Below are 25,140 nucleotides of genomic sequence, written 5' to 3' on the forward strand. Positions count from 1 at the left end.
GCTACATCGCGATTCCGGCCGGCGGCGCGGCGGCGTCAGGAACCGGCAGGCGGCGCGACCGGCATCGCGCTCACGCTGACGGCGGTGGCGCCGATCGTCGCCGTGACCGCCGTGGTCTGGTTCGGCGGCACCGCCACGGTGGCGCGCCAGACCGACCCGTCTATGTCGCGATAGGCGGCCATGACGCCCAGGAACTGCGTCCGGGGGTCGATTTCCTTGGTCAGCGACTGTGTTTCCCCCGGCTCCAGCGTCAGGTCGTCGCGGGCGACAAGGTCCGCGCCCAGAACGGCCTGGTCCTGCTCGAAAAGCTGAAAGAAGTCGGCCCCGGCGAATCCGGCGGGGGAGGTCAGTTCATAGACCCGCACCAGCACCGGCGAAGCCCGGCCTCCGGCGTCCGGATTGACATCCGCCGCCGCTTCCACCGTCAATTGCACGATGGTCGGCGGCGGGGGCGGCGGCGTGCTCTGACAAGCCGCCAACACACCCAGCGCGGCGAGCATCATGATCGCGTTGCGGACAAGCACCATTTCCCAAATCCCCCTGACTGCCTGTTCCGGCGATAACCTTATCCCCGGACCCTTAACAACCTTCCCTGCCTTGGCTGGAATGATGCCAGCAACGCATGGAAATTTCATCTTTTCCGCCGTCGGCGGTCACAACTTTCGTGTCTGCTGCTCATACGCCTTGGCGAACTCGCGGCCGAACAGGCCCTGGAAGTCGTCCATCGCCTCGGTCGCGATCTGGCGATAGTGCTTCTCGTAAGCTTCCCAATAGCGGGACTTGCGCGACCCCGGCAGCATCCCGCTGAGGAAGGATGTCTTCTCCAGCTTCTCGGTCAGCGCCTTGGGGTCGAACTGTTTGAGCATCGCCAGGATCGCCGCCTGCACGCCGGCCATCACCGCCATCTCATGCGCCTTCACGTCCGCGAAGCCCTGCCGCGTCGCGTCCAGGGGCGGCAGGAAACCGGGATGCCGCTTGACCAGGAAGGAGACCAGCGCCTCCTCCTCGTTGACGGAGAATTTCAGCGGATTGTTCTCCGCCGCCCGGATCACCGTGCGCTCGACGCGAAGCTCGTTCTTGATCGACGACCGCGCCATGAGGATTTCGCGCAGGCCAGCGACCATCTCCCGATAGGATTGGCCGACCTCCTCCATCAGCTTGGAGGCTTCCTCGCCGGAAAGCTGCGGCGGCTCTATGCCCGCGCCCCGGAAGAAGGCGGCCAGCAGTGCCGCGCCCCCGTCCACTCCGGCGCCCGAAGCCGGCCCCGCCGGCGGGGCCGGAGCTGCCGCGGGAGCGGGTGGCGGCGCGGCGGCCGGCTGCTGCGGCGGCGGAGCAGGCTGTGGAACCGGCTGCGGGACCGGTTGGGGCTGGGCCGCCGACGGTTCGATCGGATCCGGCCCCAGAAGCTCGTCTATGTCCCAATCGTCCGGGATGGCGGGCGGCTCCACATTCGGCGGCCGGAAGAATCCCTGTTCGGAAGGCACATGGTCGGAATCGGAGGGGGCAGACGACCAGCCATCATCCGGAAGCGGACCGCCCGCCGGCCCACCCAGAGGCGGTCCGCCCAGAATGTCGTCGCTCGATCCCCCGCCGGGGGAGGACCCGGGATCGTCCAGAAACGGGAAGTCCGATCCGCTGCCCCGCCCGATATCGGCCAGCGGATCCGGCTGGCCGGGGTCGGACAGAAGGTCGTCGTCGAAAGGCGGCGGTTCGGGCGCGCGCTGCATGGGCGGCGGCGCGAAATTATCCAGATCGGGCAGGTCGGGGGCCAGCGGTTCCTTCCGCGCCGGGGTCGGCGCGTCGGGACGCCAGTCTTCCGCCAGGACGGCGGCGAAGGGGTCATTGTCGAACAGCGCCGTCCGTTCGCCCGCCTGGACTTCCGAAAGCTTCACCCCGATCCGGTATTCGCCCAGCGCGATGTTGTCGCCGTCGCGCAACGATACCTGCCCGCCCCGTCCCAGGGGCGCGCCGGCATCGTTTACGAACACGCCGTTGGTGGAGGTGTCGGTGACGGTCGCCCCAGAGGCGGAGAGGGCGACCGCGCAATGGTTCTTGGACAGGTGCCGGTCCGGATCGGGCAGCACCCAGTCATTGTCGGCGCCGCGGCCGATCGTGATCTGCCCGGATTCGACCGTCCTGGATTGCGGCGTCGTTGCCGGCAGCCCCGTGGGGCTCTCTATGGTCAGGATAAGTTTCATCTATACGGTCGCACCATCATTCCGCGGACTCCGTCGCCAGCTTTCCGCTGCCGCCGCGCGCCAGATCCAGCCCCTGGGCCAGAAGCTCCTTCAGCGCCCGCACCGACGCGTCCGGCGAACGATCGCTGAAGGCGCTGTTGAGGATGGCGCCGAAGACGGTCTGTCCCGTCGCCTTGGCGTCTGGCGCCACCGTTGCGAAGCCCTCCGGCGTGAGGCTGCCGCCCGAACAGAAGGCGGCGATCGCGGCCATGCCGGCGGGCGTGTCGACGCCGGAATCGAGCGCCGCCTCCATCGCCTTCCGGCCATTCTCGTCGCTCGGCTTCATCACCCATTGTTCGGCGGCCTCCAGCGTCACGCGGGCGGGGTTGCTCATCGGCCCGTCGCGCCGGGCGGCGAGGCAGGCCCACCAGGTGGCCTGCCGCTTCGGCAGCGCATGGGACAGGAAGATGATGGCGTCGACATAGTGCTGGCCGGCGATCAGCCGCTCAACGAACAGCGCCGGCGGCATATCGTCGGTAAGCTGGGCGCGACCTTCCTCGGACAGATCCAGCGTCTCGCACAAATCGGCGGCGCGCGGCGCGGCGATCCGGGTGAGGGGCGCGATGTTGTTCGTTTCCGCCATCAGTTGATACTCACGACGCCGCCCTTGAGGACCAGCATGCCGGAACCGTTGACCTGGGTGGTCGCTCCCTTGACGGTCGTCATCGACTGTCCCTCGACCGTCACCATCGGCGCCTTGATGTTGATGCCCGACTGGGTGAGTTCGATGCTGGAGCCTCCGACCTTCAAGGTAATCGACGTATTCGCCTCAATGGTGACGGACTGGCCTGCCTTGAGCGTGCTGGAGCCGGCCGTGACGTTGGTTGTCTGATTTCCTTTCGATATCGTGGTCGTCTGATTGCCGGTGTCCACCTTCGTCGTCTGGTTGCCGGTCTGGACGGTGAGGGTCTCGTCCGTCTTGATCGTGGCGATGCGCGACCCCGTCTTCACGGTCAGCGTATCGTCGCCCTGGTCAAGCGTCGTCGTGCGGCTGTTGTAGATGTCGACCGTCTGGTCGCCCTTGTCCTTCTTTTCGAAGCCGACTTTCAGGGTGTCGTTGTTCTTGACGACGCGATTGAAATCCTTCTCGGCATGGAAGAAGACTTCCTCGGCATCCTTCTTGTCCTCGAACCGCAGTTCGTTGAAGTTGGCGCTCGTCCCCTTCGGCGTCGACCGGCTCTTGAGGCCCGACTGGGTCTTGTTGGCCGGCAGCGCGTATACCGGCATGTTGTCGCCATTATAGACCCGGCCGGTGACGATGGGCCTGTCTGGATCGCCCTCCAGGAATTCGACCATGACCTCATGGCCGATCCGCGGGATCGCCATCCCGCCCCAGGTTGCGCCGGCCCAGATCTGGGCCACGCGCATCCAGCAGGAGCTGTTCTCGTCCGACTTGCCTTCCCGGTCCCACGGGAACTGAACCTTGATCCGGCCATGCTTGTCGGTCCAGATCTCCTCACCCTTGGGGCCGACGACTGTGGCCGTCTGCGGTCCGTTGATCGTGGGTTTCGGTGTCGCGCGGGCGGGCCGGTAGACTGTCTTCGCCGGTATGCAGCTGATCTCCGACGTATAGAGAGGCGCTTCCCCGATCGTGCCTTCGCCGCCGGCTGAACGGTAGTCGTCCGACGTGACGACGAAATCGGCGCCAACGACCAGATATTCCGCGTTCTGGTCGTCGCGGGGGAAGCCCTTCAGCGTGAAAGTGCCGCCGACGCCCACCCCGCGCGCGTTCGTGTGGCCGTCGGTGACCTGGCGCCGCGCCTGGACTTCCTGAAGCCGGATTCCTGTCAGGTCAGAGCCGTCATTGGCTTGATAATAGCCACCTGGATAATCATAGATTTCCGGTTTGGCCGGCTTCTGCTTCGGCGGCTTCTCCGCCTTGGCCAGCAGGTCCCGCTTGGGTGCCTCGAACGCGTAATCCTTCAACGCATAGGCGCCCGTAATCACCGACTGCCTGTCGCCCCAGCGGTCGATATACTCCTTGTCCCGCATCGCGTCCTTGTCCGGCGGGTAATAGGGGATGGTCTCGTATCCCGATGCCGGCTTGTGGGCCGACGGGCCGTCGGCGATCACCAGCGTGTGCTTGCTGGCGGTATGCTCGAAGAAATAATAGAAGCCGTCATTCTCCAGCAGCCGGCTGACGAAATTGAAATCCGTCTCCCTATACTGGACGCAATACTCCCAGGTCGTGGGCTTGCCGGTGATCGCCAGCTTGATGTCGGTGAAGCCGCGATCCTTCAGCACCTTCTGGATAATCTGGATCGTCGTCTGGTTCTGGAAGATGCGGCAGTCGGCCCACCGCGTCATGAACCACAGCCAGGGTCTGATCGTCGCTTCGTAGCGCGCCAGCTTCCCGTCGCCGCCCAGGTAGCGGAATTCGCTGACGATTCCGTTCAGATTGCGCTTCCCGCCGCCGTCGGCCAGATCGAACGCGACGGTCATCGACTGGCCCAGCAGATCCTCCAGCTTCACCGTCGCGCTGTCGCAGACCATCTCGACGCGATATTCGAAAAGCTCGCTCAAGCCCTCACGGGCTTGCATCCGCTGGAACAGCAGGACGTCCTTGCCCAGTGCGGGGGTGGTCACCTCCACCAGACGGTTTGCTTGCGATAATGCCATGGCCTTGGCCTCTCGGTGCCCCTTGTTCCCGCCGCCGCTACTGCAACAGGCGTCCGCCGCCGCGCGCGTTCCCGATGAAGGCGGCTCCCGTGACGTAGTCGGTACCCGTCTTCTCGTCCTTCACCTGGAAGGTTCGCGTGTTTACCCCATTGTAGTGCAGGATCATCACCGCGTCATAAAGGTTGTCGGTCCCCGGCTTGTAGTGACCGCTATTGTTGTCGATGAACTTCAGCCGCCCCTGCTCGATGGCGATCTCCCCCGCGCAGATGACCGGCGCGCCCGACAGTATGGAGGAATGGTTGTACTTGATGCCGATGTCCCCTTCATTGAGGACGTAGAGCCGCTCACTGGTGTCGATCGCGTAGGGGAACCTTCCCAATTCGCCGCGAACGATGCCTGAATCCGCGGGTGTGTCGGATTTGTAGTAATAAAGCTGGCCGTTCTTAAATGTGATCAGGTAGTCCAGCCGCTTTTCCATATTAAGATAGTTGAACTTGCCGGTTCCCAGCGACAGCGGCGAATGCCACATGTCGTGGAGGTGGTCCAACACCTGAGAGAAGGGGGCTGTCTTCAGGATTTTCATCGTCCCTGTCTCAGCCTCGTCCATCCCCTTTCCCTGATTGACCATAAAATCCTGCTGAAGATAGTTATTCATCGCTGAGACGCCGAAATACTTGTCCTGCCCCAACAGGCTGTCCAGGCTCAGATGCATCTTGTCGATGAAGTTCTTCTGCGGAAGAAGTCCTTCGTAGGTGTACCCGGACGACAGGCTGGTCGACGTTTTGTTGGTATGGGACATCAGGTCTTGCTTGTTGCCGTTCGAATAGTGCCGGCCACCGGCCTTGGCCACGATCCCCTGTTTGAAGTCCGGTGAATCGAGGGCCAGCTTGACCTGGTCCATCAACTCCTGGACGGCGTCGCCCCGCCTGCCCTGTGGCTTCGTATGAAAGTACTCCTTGCACATCATATAGATGTACACGAGGCACTTCATCTTCCGGTTCTCGGATTTCGACTTGCCGTACTCCTTCAGCAGCTTGTCGATGTCCTTGATGATCGGATTATGCCGACGATGAAGGAAGATATTGCTCTTCGATTTGAACTTGCTGGCGGACATCATGGCCCGGCACTCCTGGATAGGACGATCGGACTTCCAACCGTCAGTGCAGTTTCTTCACAAGTTTTCCAAGCATTCCCGGTTTCTGAACGATCTTGTTCTGCTTCAGGCCCTGGAGTTCCAGGTGCGAATGTTTGATGACGCTGGTCGCGTCGCTGATCATCGGTGAGATGCTGGTCTTCACCATCCGCTCCACATCGCCCATCCAGCCGGGCGCGCCGATCTGAAGGGTGATCAGGTTGACGATGTCGCTCGTGTTCGAACAGACGATCAGGTAGCAGCCCAGCAACGGGCAATCGTCGAAGATGGTGAGATCCAGCGTCTCCGGATTGGCCAGCCGGCGGTTGCCGGCGCGCATGTCCGTCAACTCCATACCGATCATCACCAGCTTCTGCGTCAGGCTGACCAGCGTCATCGCCACGCTGGCCGCCATGCCGCCATCGCCGGCGAGGGACGCGGTCGACAATCCGAACTTCGTGCCCTGGATCGCGGCCTTGCTGGCATGATCGCCGATGTCTCGCCGGATCATCGTCCGCAGCGCTATGCCGGCGGCGAAGGGATCGCCGGGCAGAAGGTCCTTGATCCGCTGCCCGGTCTTGTAGTGGGCGTGGATCGATTGCGCCGTCTTCGTCAGTTCCCTGATGGTCTTGTAACCGCTGACGACCTGGCCCACGAGCGGCGTGATGTCGGCCGCGATCTCGACGATGCCCAGTTCGGGAAGGGCCTCGGCGACCTCCGCCAGGCTGCTGACGTTCAATGAGGCTTTGAGGAATTCCACGACCGCGGCTTTGTCGGTCGTCAGTGTGGCTGGGACTTCACTCGCGGCCAGATAGGCGGTCTTCGATGCCTCGACGATATTCGGCTTTGCTTCCTTGGGACCCTTCTTGACCGTCGAAACGACCTTCTTCAGCTTCTTCGCCGTGGCGCGAGCCTGCTTGGCCGCTTCCAGCGGCTTGAAGACGATGGTCGTGCCGGTGAACATCATCTTCAGGTTTTCTTCGCGCTGCTTCTGGATCGCCGCCAGCGCGTCGAGGTCTCGCGCCTGAAGATGCGCGCTGTGGGTGAATTTGGTCGGGCTGCCGATGACCGGGCCCCGATGCCCGCCGATCACTATCGTCATTATTCTTGCCCCCTTGCCCCTCTAAAAGCCCCCACCGGCGCCGGCCTCCCCGGCGTCGGTTACGTCTCGCGGATCAGTCGAACGCCCGCTCAGTCGAACGCGTAGACGAACTCGCCGTCCTTGGCGCTCACCTCCACCTTCTCCACCGGCTTGCCCTCCATCATCCGGGAGAGGAACTCCTGGCTGATGGCGGGCAGCATGGTGTTGGTCAGGATCGCGTCGATCATGCGCCCGCCGCTCTCCAGTTCCGTGCAGCGGTCCCCGACCAGCTTCACGACGCTGTCGTCGTAGGTGAACGGAATCTTGTGGTTGCCGGCGATCCGCTTCTGGATGCGGCCCAGCTGAAGCTGGATGATGCTGGCGATCATCTCGTCGGACAGCGGGTAGTAGGGGATCGTCACGATCCGGCCCAGCAGCGCCGCCGGGAACACCTTCAGCAGCGGCTCGCGCAGCGCCTTGGCGATCCCCTCCGGCTCCGGCATGAGGTCGGGGTCCTTGCACATGTTCATGATCAGGTCGCTGCCGACATTGGAGGTCAGCAGGATCAGCGTGTTCTTGAAGTCGATCATGCGACCCTCGCCATCCTCCATCACGCCCTTGTCGAAGACCTGGAAGAAGATCTCGTGGACGTCGGGATGGGCCTTCTCCACCTCGTCCAGCAGGACGACGGAGTAGGGCTTGCGCCGCACCGCCTCGGTCAGCACACCGCCCTCGCCATAGCCGACATAGCCCGGAGGCGCGCCCTTGAGCGTGGAGACGGTATGCGCCTCCTGGAACTCGCTCATATTGATGGTGATGACGTTCTGCTCGCCGCCGTAAAGCGCCTCGGCCAGGGCCAGCGCCGTCTCCGTCTTGCCGACGCCGGACGGGCCGCAGAGCATGAACACGCCGATCGGCTTGTTCGGGTTGTCCAGGGCGGCGCGGGATGTCTGGATGCGACGCGCGATCATCTCCAGCCCGTGGCTCTGGCCGATCACCCGCTTGTTCAGCGAATCCGCCAGCTTCAGCACGGTCTCGATCTCGTTCTTCACCATCCGGCCGACGGGGATGCCGGTCCAGTCCCCGACCACCGACGCCACGGCCTGGGCGTCGACGCTGGGCAGGATCAGCGGGGTCTCTCCCTGCATCGTCGCCAGCTCGGCCTGCAACACCCGCAACTCCGCCAGCAGCGCGTCGCGATCCTCCGCCGCCGCTTCGGCGGGATTGGCCTCCGCCGCCGGTTCGGCGGGCTGGGCGTCGCCTTCCGCCGCAACGGGGGCTTCGGCGGACGCCGCTTCAAGCTCCGCGGTATCGACCTTCTCCTTGCCGCCGCGCAATTTGGCGCGGATATCCAGCACGCGGTCGACAAGCTGCTTTTCTTCCTGCCAGCGGGCTTCCAGCCCGGTCAGGCGCTCGCGCTCGGTTGCAAGCCTCGCCTCGACATCGGTTTCCCGCGCGGTGGTGTCGATGCCGACGGCCTTCTCCTTGCCGATGATCCGAAGCTCCGTCTCCAGCGCGTCGATGCGCTTGCGGCAATCATCGACCTCCGGCGGAACGGCGTGCTGGCTGATCGCGACGCGTGCGCAGGCGGTGTCGATCAGGCTGACTGATTTGTCCGGCAACTGCCGCGCCGGGATGTAGCGATGGGACAGGCGGACCGCCGCCTCGATCGCCTCGTCCAGAAGCTGCACCCGGTGGTGCTGCTCCATGGTGGAGGCGACGCCCCGCATCATCAGGATCGCCTTCTCCTCCGACGGCTCGTCGACCTGGATAGTCTGGAAGCGCCGGGTCAGCGCCGGGTCCTTCTCGAAATATTTCTTGTATTCGGCCCAGGTCGTGGCCGCGATGGTGCGCAGCGTGCCGCGCGCCAGGGCCGGCTTCAGCAGATTGGCGGCGTCGCCGGTGCCGGCCGCCCCGCCGGCGCCGATCAGCGTGTGCGCCTCGTCGATGAACAGGATGATCGGCTTGGGCGAGGAGCGGACCTCCTCGATCACCTGGCGCAGCCGGTTCTCGAACTCGCCCTTCATGCTGGCGCCGGCCTGGAGCAGGCCGACATCCAGCGTCCGCAGGCTGACTTCCTTGAGCTGCGGCGGCACGTCTCCGGCCGCGATGCGCAGGGCGAAGCCTTCGACCACGGCGGTCTTGCCGACGCCGGCCTCGCCGGTGAGGATCGGGTTGTTCTGCCGCCGCCGCATCAGGATATCGACGATCTGGCGAATCTCCTCATCGCGCCCGACGATGGGGTCGATCTCACCCTTCCGCGCCTGTTCGGTGAGGTCGATGGTGAACTGCTTCAGCGCCTCGCCCTTGCCCATGGCGGCCGGCGCGGCGGCACCGCTAGTTTCGCCTGGCGCTGCGCCGCCGCCAACGGTGAAGCCGTCGTGGGCACTCATCGCCTCCTCAGGCGATTTCGCAATAATGTTGGCCAGATTCTTGTCTAAGTCATCTGAGGGAATTTTCTTAAATTCAGACGATATGCTCAACAAGCTATTCAGTAATAGCTTAGTTTTAACTATGCCAACAATTAGATAGCCGGTACGTACTTGGCTTTCCCCAAACATTAGCGTACCGTAGACCCAGCCGCGCTCTACAGCATTCATTACATCGTCCGAAAGATCGACGGGGGACGTTGATCCTCTCGGCAGCCGTTCCAGTGTCTCAGTTAAATCTTTAGCTAGCCGGGATGGGTCCAGCGCGAAATGTCGGATTAGTTGGTGGAGGTCGGAATCCTGAAGTTGGAGAATCTGATGCAGCCAGTGCACCAGTTCAACGCTCCGATTTCCTCGAAGTTTACAAAAAGTAAAAGCACTTTCAATCGACTTGTAGCCGACGGTGTTCAACTTCCCGAATAGTGCGCCCCGACTGATTTCGGCCATCGCCGCCTCCTCGTTTATCTTATGGTGTCGCCATGGCGCCGGCCGCGGCGGGCCGGTTCGCATAGGCCATGGGCTTGAGAGTCAAATCGTGCCGATCGGAATCGGCCTCGCCGTCGATCATCCAGCTATCCCAGCCAAGTCGGGTCCCCGTGCCAAGCTGGCAGGGCCGGACATCCTTCTTGCTGAGGATCATGTTGACGTCCCAGGTCAGCGCGTCGCCGACATAGTTCCTGACGATCGCGATCATCCGCTGCAGGCTCTCGCCGCCGGGCAGCAGGCGCTGATAGTCATCGAAGCTCATCGGCCCCAGCACCAGCCGGAACTTCTGGTGTGCGCCCCAGACCCGCGCGCCGATCGTCGCGCTGTGGCCCAGCACGCCGATGTCGGGAGATTCCCCCAGATGGAAGTGGCTTTCCGCCGGAAGCGCCATCCATTCGCCGACGAATTCCTTGATGCGGACCGGCACCCGGAAGAAGGCGCGCAGCACCGCCTCCAGCCCCTCGGCGTTGCGCGCCTGCGCCACGAAGCGGCCGGCGAAGAACAGCTTCGCCAAGTCCGGCATCGCGTCGCGATCGCGGAACGGCTCCGGCCCGATGCCGAAGAGGGAGCCCAGATAGAAGGCGAAGCGGTCGCTTTCCGGCCGGTCGAAGCTGACCGTCGGCTGGGACGCCGCCCAGGAGCGATAGAACAGCGCCAGCATCCGGTGATGGAAAATGTCCAGGAACCGGACGAAGGTGCCATCCCGGTGGTGCAGCCGTCGGGATTCCGCGTATTCCGTCAGGTGCAGGGGCAGCGCGCCGTTCGGGCCCAGAAGGCCCAGGATGTTCTGGACCAGCCGCCATTTGCCTCCGGCCGGTTCGAACCTCGCGACGGCGGCCGGCGGAAACAGCAGGGACGGGTTGTGCGTCAGCCTCACCGGATCGTCGGCCGCCCGCACGGATTCGCCCATCCGCGGCTTTTCGGGATGAATGCCCTCGATCCGCCTCAGCGCCTGAAAGAAATCATGCGCATAGGGCTCCGCCGCCAGCGTGGCGATGGCGTCATTATCGGAAGAAGGCGTGCTGACGGGCGCCTCCTCTACAGGAGGTGACGGCGCCCGATTCTCACCGGCCATCGCATGACCTCCCCACGGTCGACCGCGCTGACCACGGTTTCCGTGAATGAATTGATGGAAACATAGCGCGCGAAGAAATCGTCCAGGACCGCGCCCAGCAGGAAGACGCCCGTCCCCTCGAACGCCCCCTCATCGCAGGTGACGCCGATCTGGAGACCGCGGCCGAACGCCATCCTGTCCTCGTCGGACACGCGGCGGACGACGGGAGTACTCCGGATCGACTTGATGCCGTCGATCTGCTTGTGCAGGGCGGCTTCGTTATGGCTGTAGAGCCTGAGAAGCTCGCGCAGCGCCGCCGCCCCTTCCTGCGGGTCGCGATCAACCAGCGACAGATAGTTGAGCGACAGATGGTTGACCAGCCGCCATGCCGTCTCACCGCCGGCGTTCGACGGGCGCGGCTTGGTCGGCCCGGCGACGCAGCGGACGGAGACGACGGGCGCGCCGGCTTCCAGCGTGAAGTCCGTGTTGCCCTTGCCCACCGGCATGGTCAACGGCAGGTCGCGGTTGGTGCAGAGCGTCATCACGCCGAGCTGCTTCAGGTTTCCGCGGTAGGGCGCCTCCGCCTGATCGACCAGGCTGACATAGACCTCGTTGCCGACATAGCTGGACCGCGGACCCCGCTTGCGCTGCCGGCTGGACAGCAGCCTCGGCTGGCGGCTGACCGTGAAGTAGGCCCTTTGCTCGGCATAGCGGTTGACGTCGCTGGTCGCGTAGAAGGGCAGGAAGTCGACCTCTGAATCGTTGCTGTCGCCATAGCCCTTGATCTCGCCGACGCTGTGGACCTCGAAATCGAACGGCCGGGTGCGGTCGGGGACGACATGCTGCTCCCATGACCGGTTGTCCAGATGGATGCGATCCGCGCGTTTCGGGAACAGGTTGATCGCCGGCGTGCAATGCAGCGCGAAGCTGCCGGCGTCGAAGCTGTTGTCCAGCGTCGAATCGCTGCGGTTCAGCAGGATGATGATCTCCACCTCCTGCTCCTCGCACCGGCGCAGCGCGCGGTCGAGCTCCGTCAACTCGACGAACAGGAATCGCTCCGGGAAGCTGAAATATTCGTGCAGCAGCCGGTAGCCCTGGAAGGATTGCGGCGTCGCCGGCAGCAGCGCCTGGTTCGTCTCGAACCCCAGCCGCCGGACGGTGCGCGGCTCCAGACGCTCCTGCCACGGGATCGGGCGGCTGGTCGGCCGGACGATGATTCCGGCATTGTTGCCCAGGATCTGTTCATAAAGCCGCGTGGGCAGGTCGCCGCCGCCCAGCAGGTAGATCGGCAGGGCCGATATCGGAAGCTTGCTGAAATTCACGCCCAGCGTGGTGCGCAGCCTGAGGCGGATGGCCGCGCGGACCTTCTTGCCGACCGGCACGTCGATCGCCGTCACCGCGCCGACGGAGGAAAGATACTCTGCCTTCGTCAGCTCGATCGGCCACAGGGTGACGTCGTGCGCCGTGCGGTATTCGCAGGCCGTCGTGTCGTCCTTGCCCAGAAGACTGCGCAGGATCGTGTCGCGGGCCACGGGAAACCCCTCGGCCAGCGCGCCTTCGGTTGGCTCCGGGTTCATTTGCACCACCGCCATGGAAGGCGTCGGCGCAAGGTAGTGCGGATAGACCAGCTCCAGCAGGTGCTGGGTGAATTGCGGGAAGGAGGATTCCAGCTTCAACTGGACGCGGGCGGCCAGGAAGGCGAAGCCCTCCAGCAGCCGCTCCACATAGGGGTCGGCGCATTCGAAGCCGCTGAGGCTCAGCCTTCCGGCGATCTTCGGATATTCTTCGGCAAATTCCCCTCCCATCTCCCGGATGAACTGGAGCTCGCGGTTGTAGTGGCGGAGGATTCGCGGGTCCATCAGCCGTTCCGCCCGGCGGCGAATTCAGACACCTTGACGGTGCCGATCTCCAGATCCAGCTCGGTGCGCAGATACATGTGCAGCGGCACCGGCTGCGCCCACAGGTCGCCCTGGATTTCGAACGTCATGGCGTTGTGGTTCATCTCGGATTCGTTGAACAGCAGCTTGACCGACAGCGTGTCGCGCAGGATGCGCGGCTCGAACTCGATGATCGCCCGCCGGAGAAGCTGCTCCAGCTCGATCAGGTCGACGCCGGAGACGGTGTGCCCCGCCATGTCGGGCAGGCCGTAATTCAGCACGGAACGCTCGACCTCCGGATAATCCTCCAGGTCGTTCACCGCCGTCAGGTTGACGGCGTTCAGCAGCCAGGTCAGGTCCCGAAGCACGACCTCCCGCAGCCGCTGCACGGACAGCACGCGCCGGTCGCGGGATTCCTGCGTCACGCCGGGCTCGTCATCCGCCAGCCGGTCCAGCAGGGAAGGCTGCAATCGCTCCTGTGGGGTCAGGTCAGCCATGGCGCAGGGAGATATCGGCGTCCAGCGGCGGCGGCTCCTCCGACGGCGCGTCGGACTCGTCGTCCTCGCTCTCCAGCACGATGGTCCGCGCCTCCAGCAGGGCAACCTCCTCGGCATCGGTGGTCAGCAGCCGCTGGCCCTGGCCGACGAAACAGTCGGGCGCGGTCTCGATCCATTCGGTCTTGCGCGCAAGCTGGATGGCCGAATCCTCGCTCGCCTCCGATCCGGCGTAGCGCGTCGGGATCAGGCCGACGGTCTGGCCGCCATTGGCGAAGGTGAACTGGACGGGCGTCCACACCATGTCGCGCAGATCGGCCGGCTCCTCGATCTGGATCTCGCGCAGCCGGTGGACGGGAATCCAGTAATAGCGGCCGTTGACGACCGCTTCGACGATCGGGCCCAGGCGGCCGTCCGCGTCGGCGATCCATTCGAAACGGCGATCGTTGAGCGTACCCGAGGTGGTCGGCGCAGCTTCGAGGGCCTCCGCCCTCAAATCCGCCCCGCGCGCGGGGTCGGAGACACCCATGGCTTCCACCATCAGCGCCAGCCATTGTTCGGGCTTGCCGAAGATGATTGGGGACCGCTTGCCGGCGAAGATCTCCGCCCGCAGCATCTCGCAGCGGATGGCCTCCCGGTAGGTCTGGACCATCGGCAGTGTCTCGGCGTCCATGTCGGCCAGGACCTTGAGCTGCGTCAGCGCACGATCCCACTGCCCCAGGACGGACAGAAGCTGGAACAGGAAGACCCGGTGGGAAGCGTTCGAAGGATCCTTACGGATCTGCGTCTGCAGATGCGCCAGCGATCCGGCGAGGTCGTTTTCCTTGAGGCTCTGCTCGGCCAGCATCCCAGTCCCCCGCATTCACATAATGTCGAAAAAGGTGGGGGCGGGGATCGGCGACGGCGGGCCAATGTCCCGTCGTCGTCCACTCCCCGCCATCCCGGAAGGCAACTAGCTCAGAGTTTAGCGTTGCCCGCGATATCCCACTTGTATTCCTTCTTGTCGCCGGCGGAGCCGTCAGTCTTCTGGGACGTGTACTTGTATTCGACCTTGGCGAAGTTCAGCGAAACGTTCTCCGTCAATCGGTCCTCGCCGCCGGAGCCGCCGGTGGAGACCGACGTGACGATCGCGTCGGTCATCTTGATGACCATATATTCCAGCGGCTTATCACCGGCCTTGCGGACGGTCAGCAGCGCCTCCTTCAGGTGCTTGCCCCCGGAGCAGTAGAGCATCAGCAACGGGCTGGCGATGTCGACATACTTGGTGACGCTGATGTCCTGCACGTTCACCTTGCCGGCGCCGCCGCCCGGTCCCGAATGAGTGGTGCCCGACTGGGACATGCCCCAGCTCCAGGCGAGGATGTCCATCGTCCCCTTGTGGTTGGCGTCGGCATCGACGGATTCGCCAGGAATTTCGGCGATCTTGAGGAACATATCAACGGCCATGGCACGGCTCCTTTTTTGTTGCGACCAATCAAACTAACGGTGCTGTCCTGGTACTGTCCCGGCAGGGGGCTTTCGTTGTTCGCCCCCCGTCGGGCCGTTCCAGCCCCTAGCCGGCCTTGGCCGAGGGCAGCTTGGAAACCAGCCGGAGGGATACTGTCAGCCCCTCAAGCTGGTAGTGCGGACGAAGGAAGAATTTCGAGGAGTAATACCCCGGATTCCCTTCGACCTCCTCCACGACGACCTGGGCCGCTGAGAGCGGCTGCTGGGCCTTGGTCGTCTCGGAGGAATTCTTCGGATCGCCGTCGACATAGTTGTTGATCCAGCTTTGCAGCCAGCGCTCCATGTCGTCCCGTTCCTTGAACGAGCCGACCTTGTCCCGGACGATGCATTTCAGGTAGTGGGCGAACCGGCAGGTCGCGAACAGGTAGGGCAGACGGGCGCCCAGATTGGCGTTCGCGGTGGCGTCCGGATCGTCGTATTCCGCCGGCTGGTGCAGCGACTGCGCCCCGATGAATGCCGCGAAGTCGGAGTTCTTCTTGTGGATCAGCGGCAGCATGCCGACCTTCGACAGCTCGGCTTCGCGCCGGTCGCTGATCGCGATCTCCGTCGGGCACTTCATATCGACGCCGCCATCGTCTGTCGGGAAGGTGTGGGTCGGAAGACCCTCCACCGCACCGCCGGATTCGATCCCGCGAATGCGCGAGCACCAGCCATACATCTTGAAGGACTGCGTGATGTTGGTGGCCATCGCGTAGGCGGAGTTGGCCCAGCAATATTTGCTGCTGTCGGCGCCCTCGGTCTCTTCCTCGAAATTGAACTCCTCGACCGGGTCGGTCTTGGCGCCATAGGGCAGGCGAGCCAGGAAGCGCGGCATCGCCAGTCCGATATAGCGGGAATCCTCCGACTGGCGAAGCGACCGCCACGCCGCATGCTCCGGCGTGGAGAAGATCTTCGTCAGGTCGCGCGGGTTGCTCAGCTCCTGCCAGCTATCCATCAGCATCAGCGACGGCGAGACGCCGCCGATGAAGGGCGAATGCATGGCGGCGGAGATGGCCCCGATCTCGGTCAGGAACTCCACGTCCGGCGGGCTGTGATCGAAATGATAGTCGCCGACCAGGCAGCCGAACGGCTCGCCGCCGAACTGGCCGAACTCTTCCTCGTACATCTTCTTGAAGAGCGGGCTCTGGTCCCAGGCCGTGCCCTTGAATTTCTTCAGGGTCTTATGAGCCTCCTTCTTGGAGATGTTCATGACCTTGATCTTGAGCTGCTCGTCCGTCTCGGTGTTGTTGACGAGATGGTGCAGCCCGCGCCATGCCCCTTCCAGCTTCTGGAAGTCCTCATGGTGCATGATCTTGTTGATCTGGTCCGACAGCTTCTTGTCGATCTCCGCGATGATCGCCTCGATCGAATGGACCACGTCGCCGGAGATGACGGCCGTGTCCTTCAGCGCCAGCTCGGCCAGCGTGTGGACCGCGCGTTCGACATCTTCCTTCGCCCGGTCCGATTTGGGCCGGAATTCCTTGGTCAGAAGCTGGGAGAAATCGCCGGCTTCGACGGTCGTCGTCTGGCCTTCCGGGGCCTGTGTCTCAAGGTCGGTCATGGTCTTATGCCTCCGCCGGCTTGTCGGCTTCGTCGTCGGACGGCTTCGGGGCCGAGGCCAGCGCCTGCAAGAGCGCGGGGTCCTGCAGCACCTTGCCGATCAGGTCTTCCGCCCCGGCCTTGCCGTCCATGTAGGTGATCAGGTTGGAGAGCTGCTGGCGCGCCTGGAGAAGCTGGTTCAGCGAATCGACCTTCCGCGCGATGGCGGCGGGCGAGAAGTCGTCCATGCTCTCGAAGGTGATGTCGACGCTCATCTCGCCTTCGCCGGTCAGCGTGTTGGGCACGCGGAACGCCGCCCGCGGCTTCATCGCCTTCAGCCGGTCGTCGAAATTGTCGACGTCGATCTCCAGGAACTTGCGGTCCGACACGCCCGGCAGCGGCTCCGCCGGATTGCCGGACAGGTCCGACATGACGCCCATGACGAAGGGCAACTGGACCTTCTTCGACGCGCCGTACAGCTCGACATCGTATTCGATCTGCACCCGTGGCGCCCGGTTGCGCGCGATGAATTTCTGGGAACTTGCTTTTGCCATGACCCGCTACCTCCTTAAAATGACTGTCGCGCCGGCCCTCGGCCGGCCGTTCAACGCGCTGTCCTCGCTAATATTCTTGTTCTTCCTTGATACCCCCGACGATTTTCGCCTGCCCGACTCCTTCGGGGGCAAGGTCGTCCAGGATCTCCATGAAGCTCATGGTCACCAGCCGCTTGGCTCGCGTCAGCAGCATGGGAATAGGGCTCGAAGGCTCGTGGCGTTCGTAGTACTGGCACAGCCGGTCGAGCGTCCTGATTACATCCTCCCGGGAGGATATCTCCCCCGGCGCCGCGCGCGGTCCGGCCGCCGCCTGTCCGCCGGCCGCCGGCGCGCCCTCGGCATCCTCCGCGGCCTCATCCCCGCCGCCGACGGTGACGCCGCGCTGGGCCAGCCTCTCGTTCAACTCCGACCGCGCCTCGCGCAGCACCTCGACCACTCCGCCCATGCTGGCCGCATTGGCCGCGCCGACCTGTGCGGTGACCGTGGTCTCGATCTCGCCGATCGTCTCGATCGCCCGGTCGATCGCCGCGCCCGTCGCCTCCAGCTCCTCCAGCGGAACGTCCATGAAGGCGGCGTTGATCGCGCCGGAATCGGGAGGGGGCGTATCGCTGTTGGCGGGAGCGGGGATTTCTCCTGAGGCGATCGCTAGATCACGAAGGCCGAACCGGCCCATCATCCGCGAACTCACCAGCGGCGCGGCGCGCAGCGGGCGCAGCACGCCGTCGGCGTCGCACAGCGACACAAGGACGTTGACCCGCATGGTCGGGTCGTTGTCGTCGTCGGGGTCGAGCAGGGGATGGACGCCTTCCCAGCGGTCCCGGATCAGCCGGTGGGTGACATCCAGACCGTCGGCGAAGCCCTCGAACCCGTCGGTGCGGATCAGCGCCTTGACCAGATAGGCGGCGACGCGGAGGTCCTTGGTGCGGGAGAACAGGCTGACCGCGCTGTCCCGCACCTCCCGCCAGTCCGGCTCCTCCGCCGGAATGATGGTGTCGCCGAACTGCTGTTCGGGCTTGACCTGCGCAAGCCGGTCGAGAGCGCCGAATTCGCCGTCATATTCAAGATCGTCGCCGCAGGGATTGTCGTCGCTGACATCCCCTACCAACGCTTCTATGTCGACTGAACTCATGGTTCGTCGCGCCACCCGTCAGAATTCAATTCAAGGAGGCTGCGGGAAGGCGCGACGTATGGGCCGCGATCCTGCTCCCGACATAGAAAATGTTTCTTGGGCGAAACACCTGCCCCCTTAACCCCGGAAATATCCTATCTCAATCCGGGGAACCCTTGTCAATAAACTAATGAGTTGGATCAACTGGAATTTTCGATGTTGTTAGACTTTTTATATAACCCGCAGGCGGGTCAGAACCGACTTCAAAATGAAACAAAACAATCCACTGTATCCGATGAAGGTTTAATTTCTATTAACTCATGGTTTCTAAATTAAGACTCGTATTATTTAAGTATTTCCTAATCGGCGGGCACGGAAGTGATGAAGACATATTGGCTGACCGGTTCTTGCCCATGATTCGCAGCGTCTGACGATTCCAGCGCCTGGGCCAGGGCGGGCAGATAATCGGCGGCCGATTCCACCTCCGCCCTCGGCGTGACGAACAGCGGCGTGGGCGAGCTGATCGCGATCAGCATGTCATCGCCGAAGGGCGGACCGATCAGATATTCCCGCTCCGCGCCCAGCGCCACCCGCTCGCCGGATGAAACGGCGTTGTCGGGCAGAAGCGGCATCGGGAACAGATGGACGACGTTGCCTTCCTTGTCGATGAAGCTGACCGACAGGTAGCCGTCGAACAGGCTGGCGTTGGATACGTCGATGAACATTCGCTCGCCGTCGCGATAGGTCAGCGACTGGCTGTTTGGCGTGATGGACAGGCCGAAGGTCCCGTCGCGGTCGATGCGGGTGTGGGCGTCCAGGACGTTCAGCACCGCGCAATGGGGCCAGGGCCTGACGGCGGGCGTCACGCTGGCCCCGGTCGCGCCGGGAATGCCGGCGATGGCGCTGGAAAGCCGCGCCTTGGCGTCGGCGGACCCTACATAGCCCGACACGCTGATCCGTCCGGCGGCCGAAACGACGGCGTCCAGGCCGGCGCAGTCGAAGCCGGCGAAAACCCGCTCCGCCGCCTGCTGGATCGCTCCCGGATCGACCGGCGTCGGCAGGGCGGCGACCTGCGGCTCCTCAGGTTGGGGCTCCGCAATCGGGGGCTCCGCAATTCGGGGCTCCGGCGTCGCGGCCTCCGATATCACGGGCTCCGGCTCCGGCGCGGGTCCCGGCTCAGGCTCCGGCTGGGCCTCGACGACCGGAACGGGTTCGGGCTCCGGCGGTGCGGCGGTCTCCGGCTCGGGTGTCGCCGCGACCGGCGCTGTCGGCTCCGGCTCTGGTTCTGGCTCTGGGGCGACGTCGGGGCGCGCGGCCGGTTCGTCATCCGGCAGCAGCGTGGAGGTTTCCTCCAGCAGTGCCGCAATGTCGCTGGAAGGCTCCGCCGAAGCCGGCTCCGACTCCGGTTCCGGCGCGGCGGGCGTCGCCGTGGTTGGTGGCGTATCGACCGGCGCGTCCGTAACAGGCTCTTCCGGCGGCTCCACGACGGGCTCGACCGGTCCGGCGACCGGTTCCGTCGTCTCCGGCGTCGCCGTCGCGATCGTTTCCGGTCCGGCATGGCGCAGGAAGTACCAGCCCGCGCCGCCGGCGGCAGCCAGCAGGGCGACCGCCGCGACGCCGATCATCGCCGCGCTCGACCCTTTCTTCTCCGCCCTGCCAGCCGGTCGGGACGCCGCGGAAGGCGCGCCCGTGGCCGCCGGACGCTGGTCCTCCTGCCAATCGATCAGATCGTACATCGAGGAGGGGCGGTCGGCCGGATCGGGCTGCAGCATCGCCGTCAGGCCGGGGATCAGCGTCGGCGGGACGCGGGAGAGGTCGGGCACGGCCCGCCGCGCCTCGACCACCGTGATCGGCGACTGGCCCATGTCCAGCGGTTCCCCGATCGCCGCCGCGACCAGGACCAGCCCCAGGCTGTAGATGTCCGACGCCGCGCCGACCTTGCCGCCGTACATGCCCAGCTGTTCGGGCGACACGTAGGAATACTTGCCCGCGAAATCGTCGCCGATGATGGTCGCGGCCGTCGGGTCCGTCAGCTTGGCGATGCCGAAATCGATGATCTTGGCGTTTTCCAGCTTGCCTTCCGGCAGGATGATGTTGTCCGGCGAGATATCGCGGTGAACGATGCCCTTGACGTGCGCCGCGCCCAGCCCCCCGGCCAGCCGGTCGCGCAGCCGGATGATGTCGCCGGGCGGCAGCGCGCCGTCGCGGATCGTCTCCGCCAGCGACGGGCCGACGACATATTCCATCACCAGATAGAGCCGGCCGTCCTCGTCCCGGAACACGCCGTCATAGGCGACGACCGCGTCGTTCCGCACGCTGCGCAGCGATCCCGCTTCACGGCGGAACATGTCCAGGATCTTCGGGTCGCTGGCCAGCTCCGGCAGGATGACCTTGATCGCGTGCTGGGTTCCCATGTCGGCGTGGGTGGCGCGATAGACCTCTCCCATCCCGCCACGGGCCAGAAGTTCCTCCACCCTGTAGGTGTGGTTGAGGACGCGTCCGGCCGGAATGGTGCTCTGCCGGCCGCCTTCATCCTGCTTGGGGCTGGGAATGGGCGGACGGTTGGAGAATCCCGGCGCCGACGCCAGCCGCGTCGCCTCGTCGTTGCCGCCGTTCCTGTCCTGATCGCCGGTCATCCCACCATACCAAGCTGACTCACCCTGCCCGGGCAAACCCTACACCGCCCGCCCCCATGCGGAAAATGAATCTTTCCCGTATGACGATGATAATGGGCGATCGTTATCAATGATTTGCCGCTGTTGGAGTTGAGACGTATAGTTGCCGACAGTTTCGCGTCCGACGACCTTGAAGGTCGCCGGCGCATTGTGCTTTCCAGGAGGGTGGGATGAAGATGTTTGAATATGCCGGCCCTGTCGCTCTCGCGATGACGGCGGCGCTCGCCATCGTCTCGTCGGCCAGCGCGCAGACCCAGTTCGGCGCGTCCGACGATCCGAGCTATTGCGAGGTGTGGAGCGCGCTCAGCAACGAACCCAACGATCGCTGCCCCGACGCCGGCTCCGCCGCCGCGCAGAGCGGAGAGGGCGGCTTGAGCCTCAGCGGCACCACCCAGGGCCTGTCGATCCGCCAGGCGCCGGCCGACGCCGCGGCCCCGGCCCCCAGCCCGGCGACCCCCGCCGCGGCGGCGACCACGGCGCCGGCCGAACCCGCCGCTCCGGCCGCGCCCGTCGTTCCGGCCGCGACGCCGGCCACGGCCCCGTCGGCGCCTGTCGTCCGGGCGGCCTCCTTCGGCAGCATCCAGTTCGAGCTGAATTCCGCGCAGCTCACGCCCCGCGCGATGGAGACGCTCGACACCATCGCCGATGTGCTGGCCGATCCGGGACTCGCCGGCAACAGCTTCGTCATCGAAGGGCACACCGACGCCTCGGGCAGCGCGACCTACAATCAGTCCCTCTCCGAACAGCGGGCCCGCGCGGTCGTCGACTATCTGACCTCCCAGGCCGGGATAGACGACAGTCGCCTGCAGCCGGAAGGAAAGGGAGAGACGCAGCCTCTCCCCGGCCTCGCCCCCACCGCCGGCGACAACCGCCGCGTCGTCGTCCTGAACACCGGCACCTGAGGCTCCTGCGGGGAGGGGAAGACCTCCCCTTCACTTCACCCTGAGCCTGTCGAAGGGTGTGGGCACATATGGTTCGACAAGCTCACCATGAGGGGAAGGACGCGCCCCATCCTTGCTGGTCATTCCGGACTTGATCCGGAATCCATAGGCCGGCGACGCCGCGCGGACGGTGAAGGACCGGGAGGGATTCCGCCTGTCACCGACGCCGTATGGATGCTGGATCGTGGTCCAGCATGACGAGGTTTGGGAGGAGGAAGGGCGCGTCAGATCTGGCGCGCCCCGTCCCCGATCAGCGTGAAGCTCGCCCACAGATAGGGGTGGGAGGCGGCGGGCGTCCGGGCGAAGCCCAACTGGGCCTCCCGCAGCGACGCCGCCAGCGTCCGGTTCGTTCCCGCCGCAGTCTCGAAGGTCTGGGTGATCAGCGCCACCGTGGCTTCGGTGCTGACCTGCCAGTTCGATACCAGAAGCGACCGCGCGCCGGCATAGAGGAAGGCGCGGGCGAGGCCGGTAAGGCTCTCGCCACGCTGCTTGTCGCTCTCGCCCTGGTCGGCAACCAGCCTCGGCCCCTGCGCCGCGATCAGGCTGTCCGTGCGGTTCTGCGCGCCCAGCGGGCCGCCGGTGTTGCAGGCGCTTAAGACCACCACCTCGGCATCCAGGTTGAGATTGAAGATCTCTGTATAGGTCAGCAGGCCATTGTCCCAGGTTTCCCCCGACGCGCCGTAGGAGGTCAGCAGCGAGGGTTCCGACAGGCAGTCCAGCTCTCCCGGCAGCAAACCGTGCGTGGCGAAGGCCAGCACCCGGTACTGGTCCAGCGGCAGGCTTCGGATCGTCGGCTCGGTGAACTGCTGCCCTAGTATGACGTCCGACGGGTCGGCGCCGAAGCTGGCGGCCATGGCGCGAAGCTGGGCTGCCGTTTCGTCCAGCCGTGGGGCATTGGCGACCGCCTCCGCCCCTTCCCGGCAGGCTTCGGGCAGGTTCAGGCTCTCCAGGATGATGTCCGCCGACGGCACCGGATCGAAAGCGCCGAAGCCGATGAAGGGCTGGGGCGCCTGCGACCGGCCGGCCTTCTCCCGCAGATCGACGAAGGATCGGACGGACGGCACGTTGCTGACCGCCATCTCCCCGATCAGCCAGTCGACGCCGCTATAGTCGGCATTGACGATCTGCGGCGGCGGCGAGGCCACCAGCACCGACAGGGGCAGCGACGACAGCGCCTTGGAGGTCACGGCCAGCAGATGGTCGACGGAGGACAGCCGGTCGGCGAACGGCCCCAGAAGCTGCTGATAGAGAAGGTGGGACGCCGTCACATCGAACCCGCCGACAGAAAGGCCGGACGGGCCGCCGGTGACGACGAAGGCCTGGCGCAGCCGGTCGACCAGCACCTGCAATTGCGGCTCGGTCAGCGGCACGCGGGACGCCAGCACCCCTTCCGGCGTCGCCAGGAAGACGTAGCTGCCATCCGCGCCGACCAGGAACTGGGCCAGCGCCTCCTCCGGCCGCAGCAGCGGCTGAAGCTGGTCGAACCGGCTGCTGGTGTCGCGCAGGATGTTCAGGTTGGGAGCTGCCGCCTGGACCTGCGGCTCCAGCACCAGGATGCGCTGCTCCTGCGCCTCGATCCGGGCGCGGAGATCGTCCAGATATCCCTCATCCTCCGGCAGCAGGGCCTGTGAGGAGGCGCGGCTGAAATTGAACAGCAGCGTGTCGCGCTGCCGCTTGGCGTCCTGCAGTTCGCGGATCAGTGCGCCGACATCGTCGTCGGATGCCGAGAGACGAACCGCAGCGTCGGCGATGTTCTGCTCCGTCACCGGGCTGCGGACGAGCTGGGCCGCGTCGAACATCTCGACATAGAGCGCCGGTTGTGCGGAAGGGTCGGCCTCCGCCGCTGCCCACAGCAGGTCCAGATAAGGGCCGATCTGCTCCAGCCGCGCGCTCTCGCCGCCTTCGCGCATGATCGTGACCGCGGAACGGTAGGACGCCACCGCCTCGTCCGCCCGGCCGCTCTGGCGGTAGAGTTCCGCGAGGTAGAGGTAGGTCAGCGCGACCGGCCGTTCCTCCGGGAACAGCCTCTGCCGGGCGTCGAGCGCCCGTCGAAGGTCGCTCTCCGCCGCGCCATAGGCGCCGCGCGCGGTCTGGATCTGGCCGCGCAGCTCCAGAAGCTGGGGCAGCCACCAGCCGGATCGCTCGCCCATCGTCTCGATGGTGCCGATCGCCTGGTTGATGATCTCCAGCGCCTGGTCCAGATCGCCCTGGCGGTACAGCAGCGCGGCCTCGATATACTGGCTCTGCGCGATCTCGACCGGCGCGGTGTCCAGCGGCGTCGCCAGCACGCCGCTGTCGGCCAGCGACTGGCCGATGCCGCCTTGGCCGAACGCGGCCGTCTGCTGAAAGCCGGCGATCTGGCCGCTGGCCATCGCCAGTTCCCGCCGGCGCTCCGTCGCCTGCCGGGCCAGCCTCACCGCCTCGTCATATTTCTGCTGGTTGGCCGCGTGCAGCGACAGGTAGCTGGTGTAGCGCGCCTTGAGGCCGGGGTCGAACGCGCCCTGGATCAACTGGCCCGCCCGGTCGAACAGCGGCTCGGCGACGGTGAAGCGCTCCTGGTTGCTGATCTGCAGCGCAAGATGCATCAGCGGATCGCCAAGCTCCGGACTGTCGGATCCCAATATGCGCTGGTGGATCTCCACCGCCTCGCGGTAGCGCCGCTCCGATTCCGCGAAATTCTTGACGCTGTTGTAATAGCGGCCGACGGACATCAGCCGCTGGTAATCGTCAAGGTCGCCCGCGCCGAACAGATGATCGCCCATCTGGGCTTCCAGCCGTCGGACTGCGGCGGAACTTCCCGAAGGCTCGGCCGCCGCCAGCCCCTCGGGCGCGGCCGTGCCGGACAGGACGGCGACCGCCGTCTCCAGCGTCGGCTGGGCGGCCGGGATGCCCTCTGCCAGATAGACGTCGTCCTCGATGCTGGTGGCGAAGGCGACATAAGGCCAGCCGCCATTCTTCAGCCGGCAGTCCAGCAGGATCGCCTCATGGCCGCCGGCAATGGCCGAGGTTCCGGCCTCCGCGCAGGTCGCCGTCCGTTCCAGCCGGTCGCGCCAGTCGCCGGCGGAAAGAAAGCTACGCGCCCGTTCCGTGCCGCCGCCGATATCGGCGATGCGCAGCACCTGTCCGCTGGGCCGTTCCCAGTCGCCGCAGAACACGTTGAAGGGCGCGCCCAGCGCCGCCACACGGTCGTCGGGCCGCAGCCGGCACGATTCGCCGATCAGGTTCGCGCCAAGCTGGGTTTCGCCCGCATTGCCGACGAGGCCGGTTCCCGGCCCTCCTGTCTGGCACCCCACCGCGAGCGCCGCCAGGGCGCAGACCGTCGCGACACGTCTGGCGATCACTCTCATATCCCCCATCTCCCGCAATCCGCTGATGACCATCGGTCGCTGCCCCTGCGGGACATAATACTTCAAATGGGCAGGAACGGGA

18 protein-coding genes are annotated in these 25,140 nt (G+C 65.2%); 1 reads left to right on the forward strand and 17 read right to left on the reverse strand.

Translation table 11 applies throughout. The annotated features are described in order from the left end of the window. Nucleotides 1-35: 35 nt before the first annotated feature. From tssJ to AAFN89_RS12325, 16 genes are all read right to left on the reverse strand, one after another. On the reverse strand, nucleotides 36-527 hold the full coding sequence (tssJ, locus tag AAFN89_RS12250) for a type VI secretion system lipoprotein TssJ (RefSeq protein ID WP_347539341.1): 492 nt from the start codon (nucleotides 525-527) through the stop codon (nucleotides 36-38). Nucleotides 528-653: 126 nt separating this feature from the next. Next, nucleotides 654-2,198: a type VI secretion system-associated FHA domain protein TagH gene (tagH, locus tag AAFN89_RS12255; RefSeq protein ID WP_347539342.1), complete on the reverse strand. Its 1,545-nt coding sequence runs from the start codon at nucleotides 2,196-2,198 to the stop codon at nucleotides 654-656. 16 nt (nucleotides 2,199-2,214) lie between these two features. After that, nucleotides 2,215-2,820: a hypothetical protein gene (locus AAFN89_RS12260; protein ID WP_347539343.1), complete on the reverse strand. Its 606-nt coding sequence runs from the start codon at nucleotides 2,818-2,820 to the stop codon at nucleotides 2,215-2,217. After that, a complete protein-coding gene (gene tssI / locus AAFN89_RS12265; protein ID WP_347539344.1) occupies nucleotides 2,820-4,856 on the reverse strand; it encodes a type VI secretion system tip protein TssI/VgrG in 2,037 nt (678 codons plus the stop codon). Before tssI ends, AAFN89_RS12260 begins: the two co-directional genes overlap by 1 nt. Before the next feature lie 37 nt (nucleotides 4,857-4,893). Further along, the gene (locus tag AAFN89_RS12270; protein WP_347539345.1) at nucleotides 4,894-5,973 is read right to left on the reverse strand and encodes a hypothetical protein; all 1,080 of its coding nucleotides are present in this window, start codon (nucleotides 5,971-5,973) and stop codon (nucleotides 4,894-4,896) included. A 40-nt stretch (nucleotides 5,974-6,013) separates the two neighbouring features. Further along, nucleotides 6,014-7,090 carry a hypothetical protein gene (locus tag AAFN89_RS12275; protein WP_347539346.1) on the reverse strand — a complete coding sequence of 359 codons (1,077 nt, stop codon included), beginning with the start codon at nucleotides 7,088-7,090 and terminating at the stop codon, nucleotides 6,014-6,016. An 89-nt stretch (nucleotides 7,091-7,179) separates the two neighbouring features. Then, nucleotides 7,180-9,945: a type VI secretion system ATPase TssH gene (tssH, locus tag AAFN89_RS12280; RefSeq protein WP_347539347.1), complete on the reverse strand. Its 2,766-nt coding sequence runs from the start codon at nucleotides 9,943-9,945 to the stop codon at nucleotides 7,180-7,182. A 19-nt stretch (nucleotides 9,946-9,964) separates the two neighbouring features. Further along, nucleotides 9,965-11,059 carry a type VI secretion system baseplate subunit TssG gene (gene tssG, locus AAFN89_RS12285; RefSeq protein ID WP_347539348.1) on the reverse strand — a complete coding sequence of 365 codons (1,095 nt, stop codon included), beginning with the start codon at nucleotides 11,057-11,059 and terminating at the stop codon, nucleotides 9,965-9,967. After that, nucleotides 11,023-12,897, reverse strand: coding sequence for a type VI secretion system baseplate subunit TssF (tssF, locus tag AAFN89_RS12290; RefSeq protein ID WP_347539349.1), 1,875 nt, complete (start codon nucleotides 12,895-12,897; stop codon nucleotides 11,023-11,025). The genes tssG and tssF overlap by 37 nt, the downstream gene beginning before the upstream one ends. After that, complete coding sequence (gene tssE / locus AAFN89_RS12295) at nucleotides 12,897-13,412, reverse strand: type VI secretion system baseplate subunit TssE (protein WP_347539350.1); 516 nt, start codon at nucleotides 13,410-13,412, stop codon at nucleotides 12,897-12,899. The genes tssF and tssE overlap by 1 nt, the downstream gene beginning before the upstream one ends. Next, nucleotides 13,405-14,256, reverse strand: coding sequence for a type VI secretion system accessory protein TagJ (locus AAFN89_RS12300; RefSeq protein WP_347539351.1), 852 nt, complete (start codon nucleotides 14,254-14,256; stop codon nucleotides 13,405-13,407). The genes tssE and AAFN89_RS12300 overlap by 8 nt, the downstream gene beginning before the upstream one ends. Before the next feature lie 110 nt (nucleotides 14,257-14,366). Then, entirely contained in the window at nucleotides 14,367-14,855 is a 489-nt protein-coding gene (locus tag AAFN89_RS12305; protein WP_347539352.1) for a type VI secretion system tube protein Hcp, read from the reverse strand. Nucleotides 14,856-14,961: 106 nt separating this feature from the next. Continuing rightward, the gene (tssC, locus tag AAFN89_RS12310) at nucleotides 14,962-16,455 is read right to left on the reverse strand and encodes a type VI secretion system contractile sheath large subunit (RefSeq protein ID WP_347539353.1); all 1,494 of its coding nucleotides are present in this window, start codon (nucleotides 16,453-16,455) and stop codon (nucleotides 14,962-14,964) included. Between the two features lie 4 nt (nucleotides 16,456-16,459). Beyond that, complete coding sequence (gene tssB / locus AAFN89_RS12315) at nucleotides 16,460-16,987, reverse strand: type VI secretion system contractile sheath small subunit (protein WP_347539354.1); 528 nt, start codon at nucleotides 16,985-16,987, stop codon at nucleotides 16,460-16,462. Between the two features lie 67 nt (nucleotides 16,988-17,054). Then, on the reverse strand, nucleotides 17,055-18,116 hold the full coding sequence (tssA, locus tag AAFN89_RS12320) for a type VI secretion system protein TssA (RefSeq protein WP_347539355.1): 1,062 nt from the start codon (nucleotides 18,114-18,116) through the stop codon (nucleotides 17,055-17,057). Nucleotides 18,117-18,454: 338 nt separating this feature from the next. Further along, on the reverse strand, nucleotides 18,455-20,731 hold the full coding sequence (locus AAFN89_RS12325) for a protein kinase (RefSeq protein ID WP_347539356.1): 2,277 nt from the start codon (nucleotides 20,729-20,731) through the stop codon (nucleotides 18,455-18,457). Nucleotides 20,732-20,940: 209 nt separating this feature from the next. Between AAFN89_RS12325 and AAFN89_RS12330 the strand changes: the two genes are divergently transcribed. Continuing rightward, nucleotides 20,941-21,672, forward strand: coding sequence for an OmpA family protein (locus tag AAFN89_RS12330; protein ID WP_347539357.1), 732 nt, complete (start codon nucleotides 20,941-20,943; stop codon nucleotides 21,670-21,672). A gap of 263 nt (nucleotides 21,673-21,935) precedes the next feature. Here AAFN89_RS12330 and AAFN89_RS12335 read toward each other — a convergent pair whose 3' ends face one another. After that, nucleotides 21,936-25,052 (reverse strand): CHAT domain-containing protein, encoded by a 3,117-nt coding sequence (locus AAFN89_RS12335; protein ID WP_347539358.1) that lies wholly within the window; start codon nucleotides 25,050-25,052, stop codon nucleotides 21,936-21,938. Nucleotides 25,053-25,140: the final 88 nt, after the last annotated feature.

Source organism: Inquilinus sp. CAU 1745 (assembly GCF_039839375.1).
Classification (GTDB): Bacteria; Pseudomonadota; Alphaproteobacteria; order DSM-16000; family Inquilinaceae; genus JBDOQU01.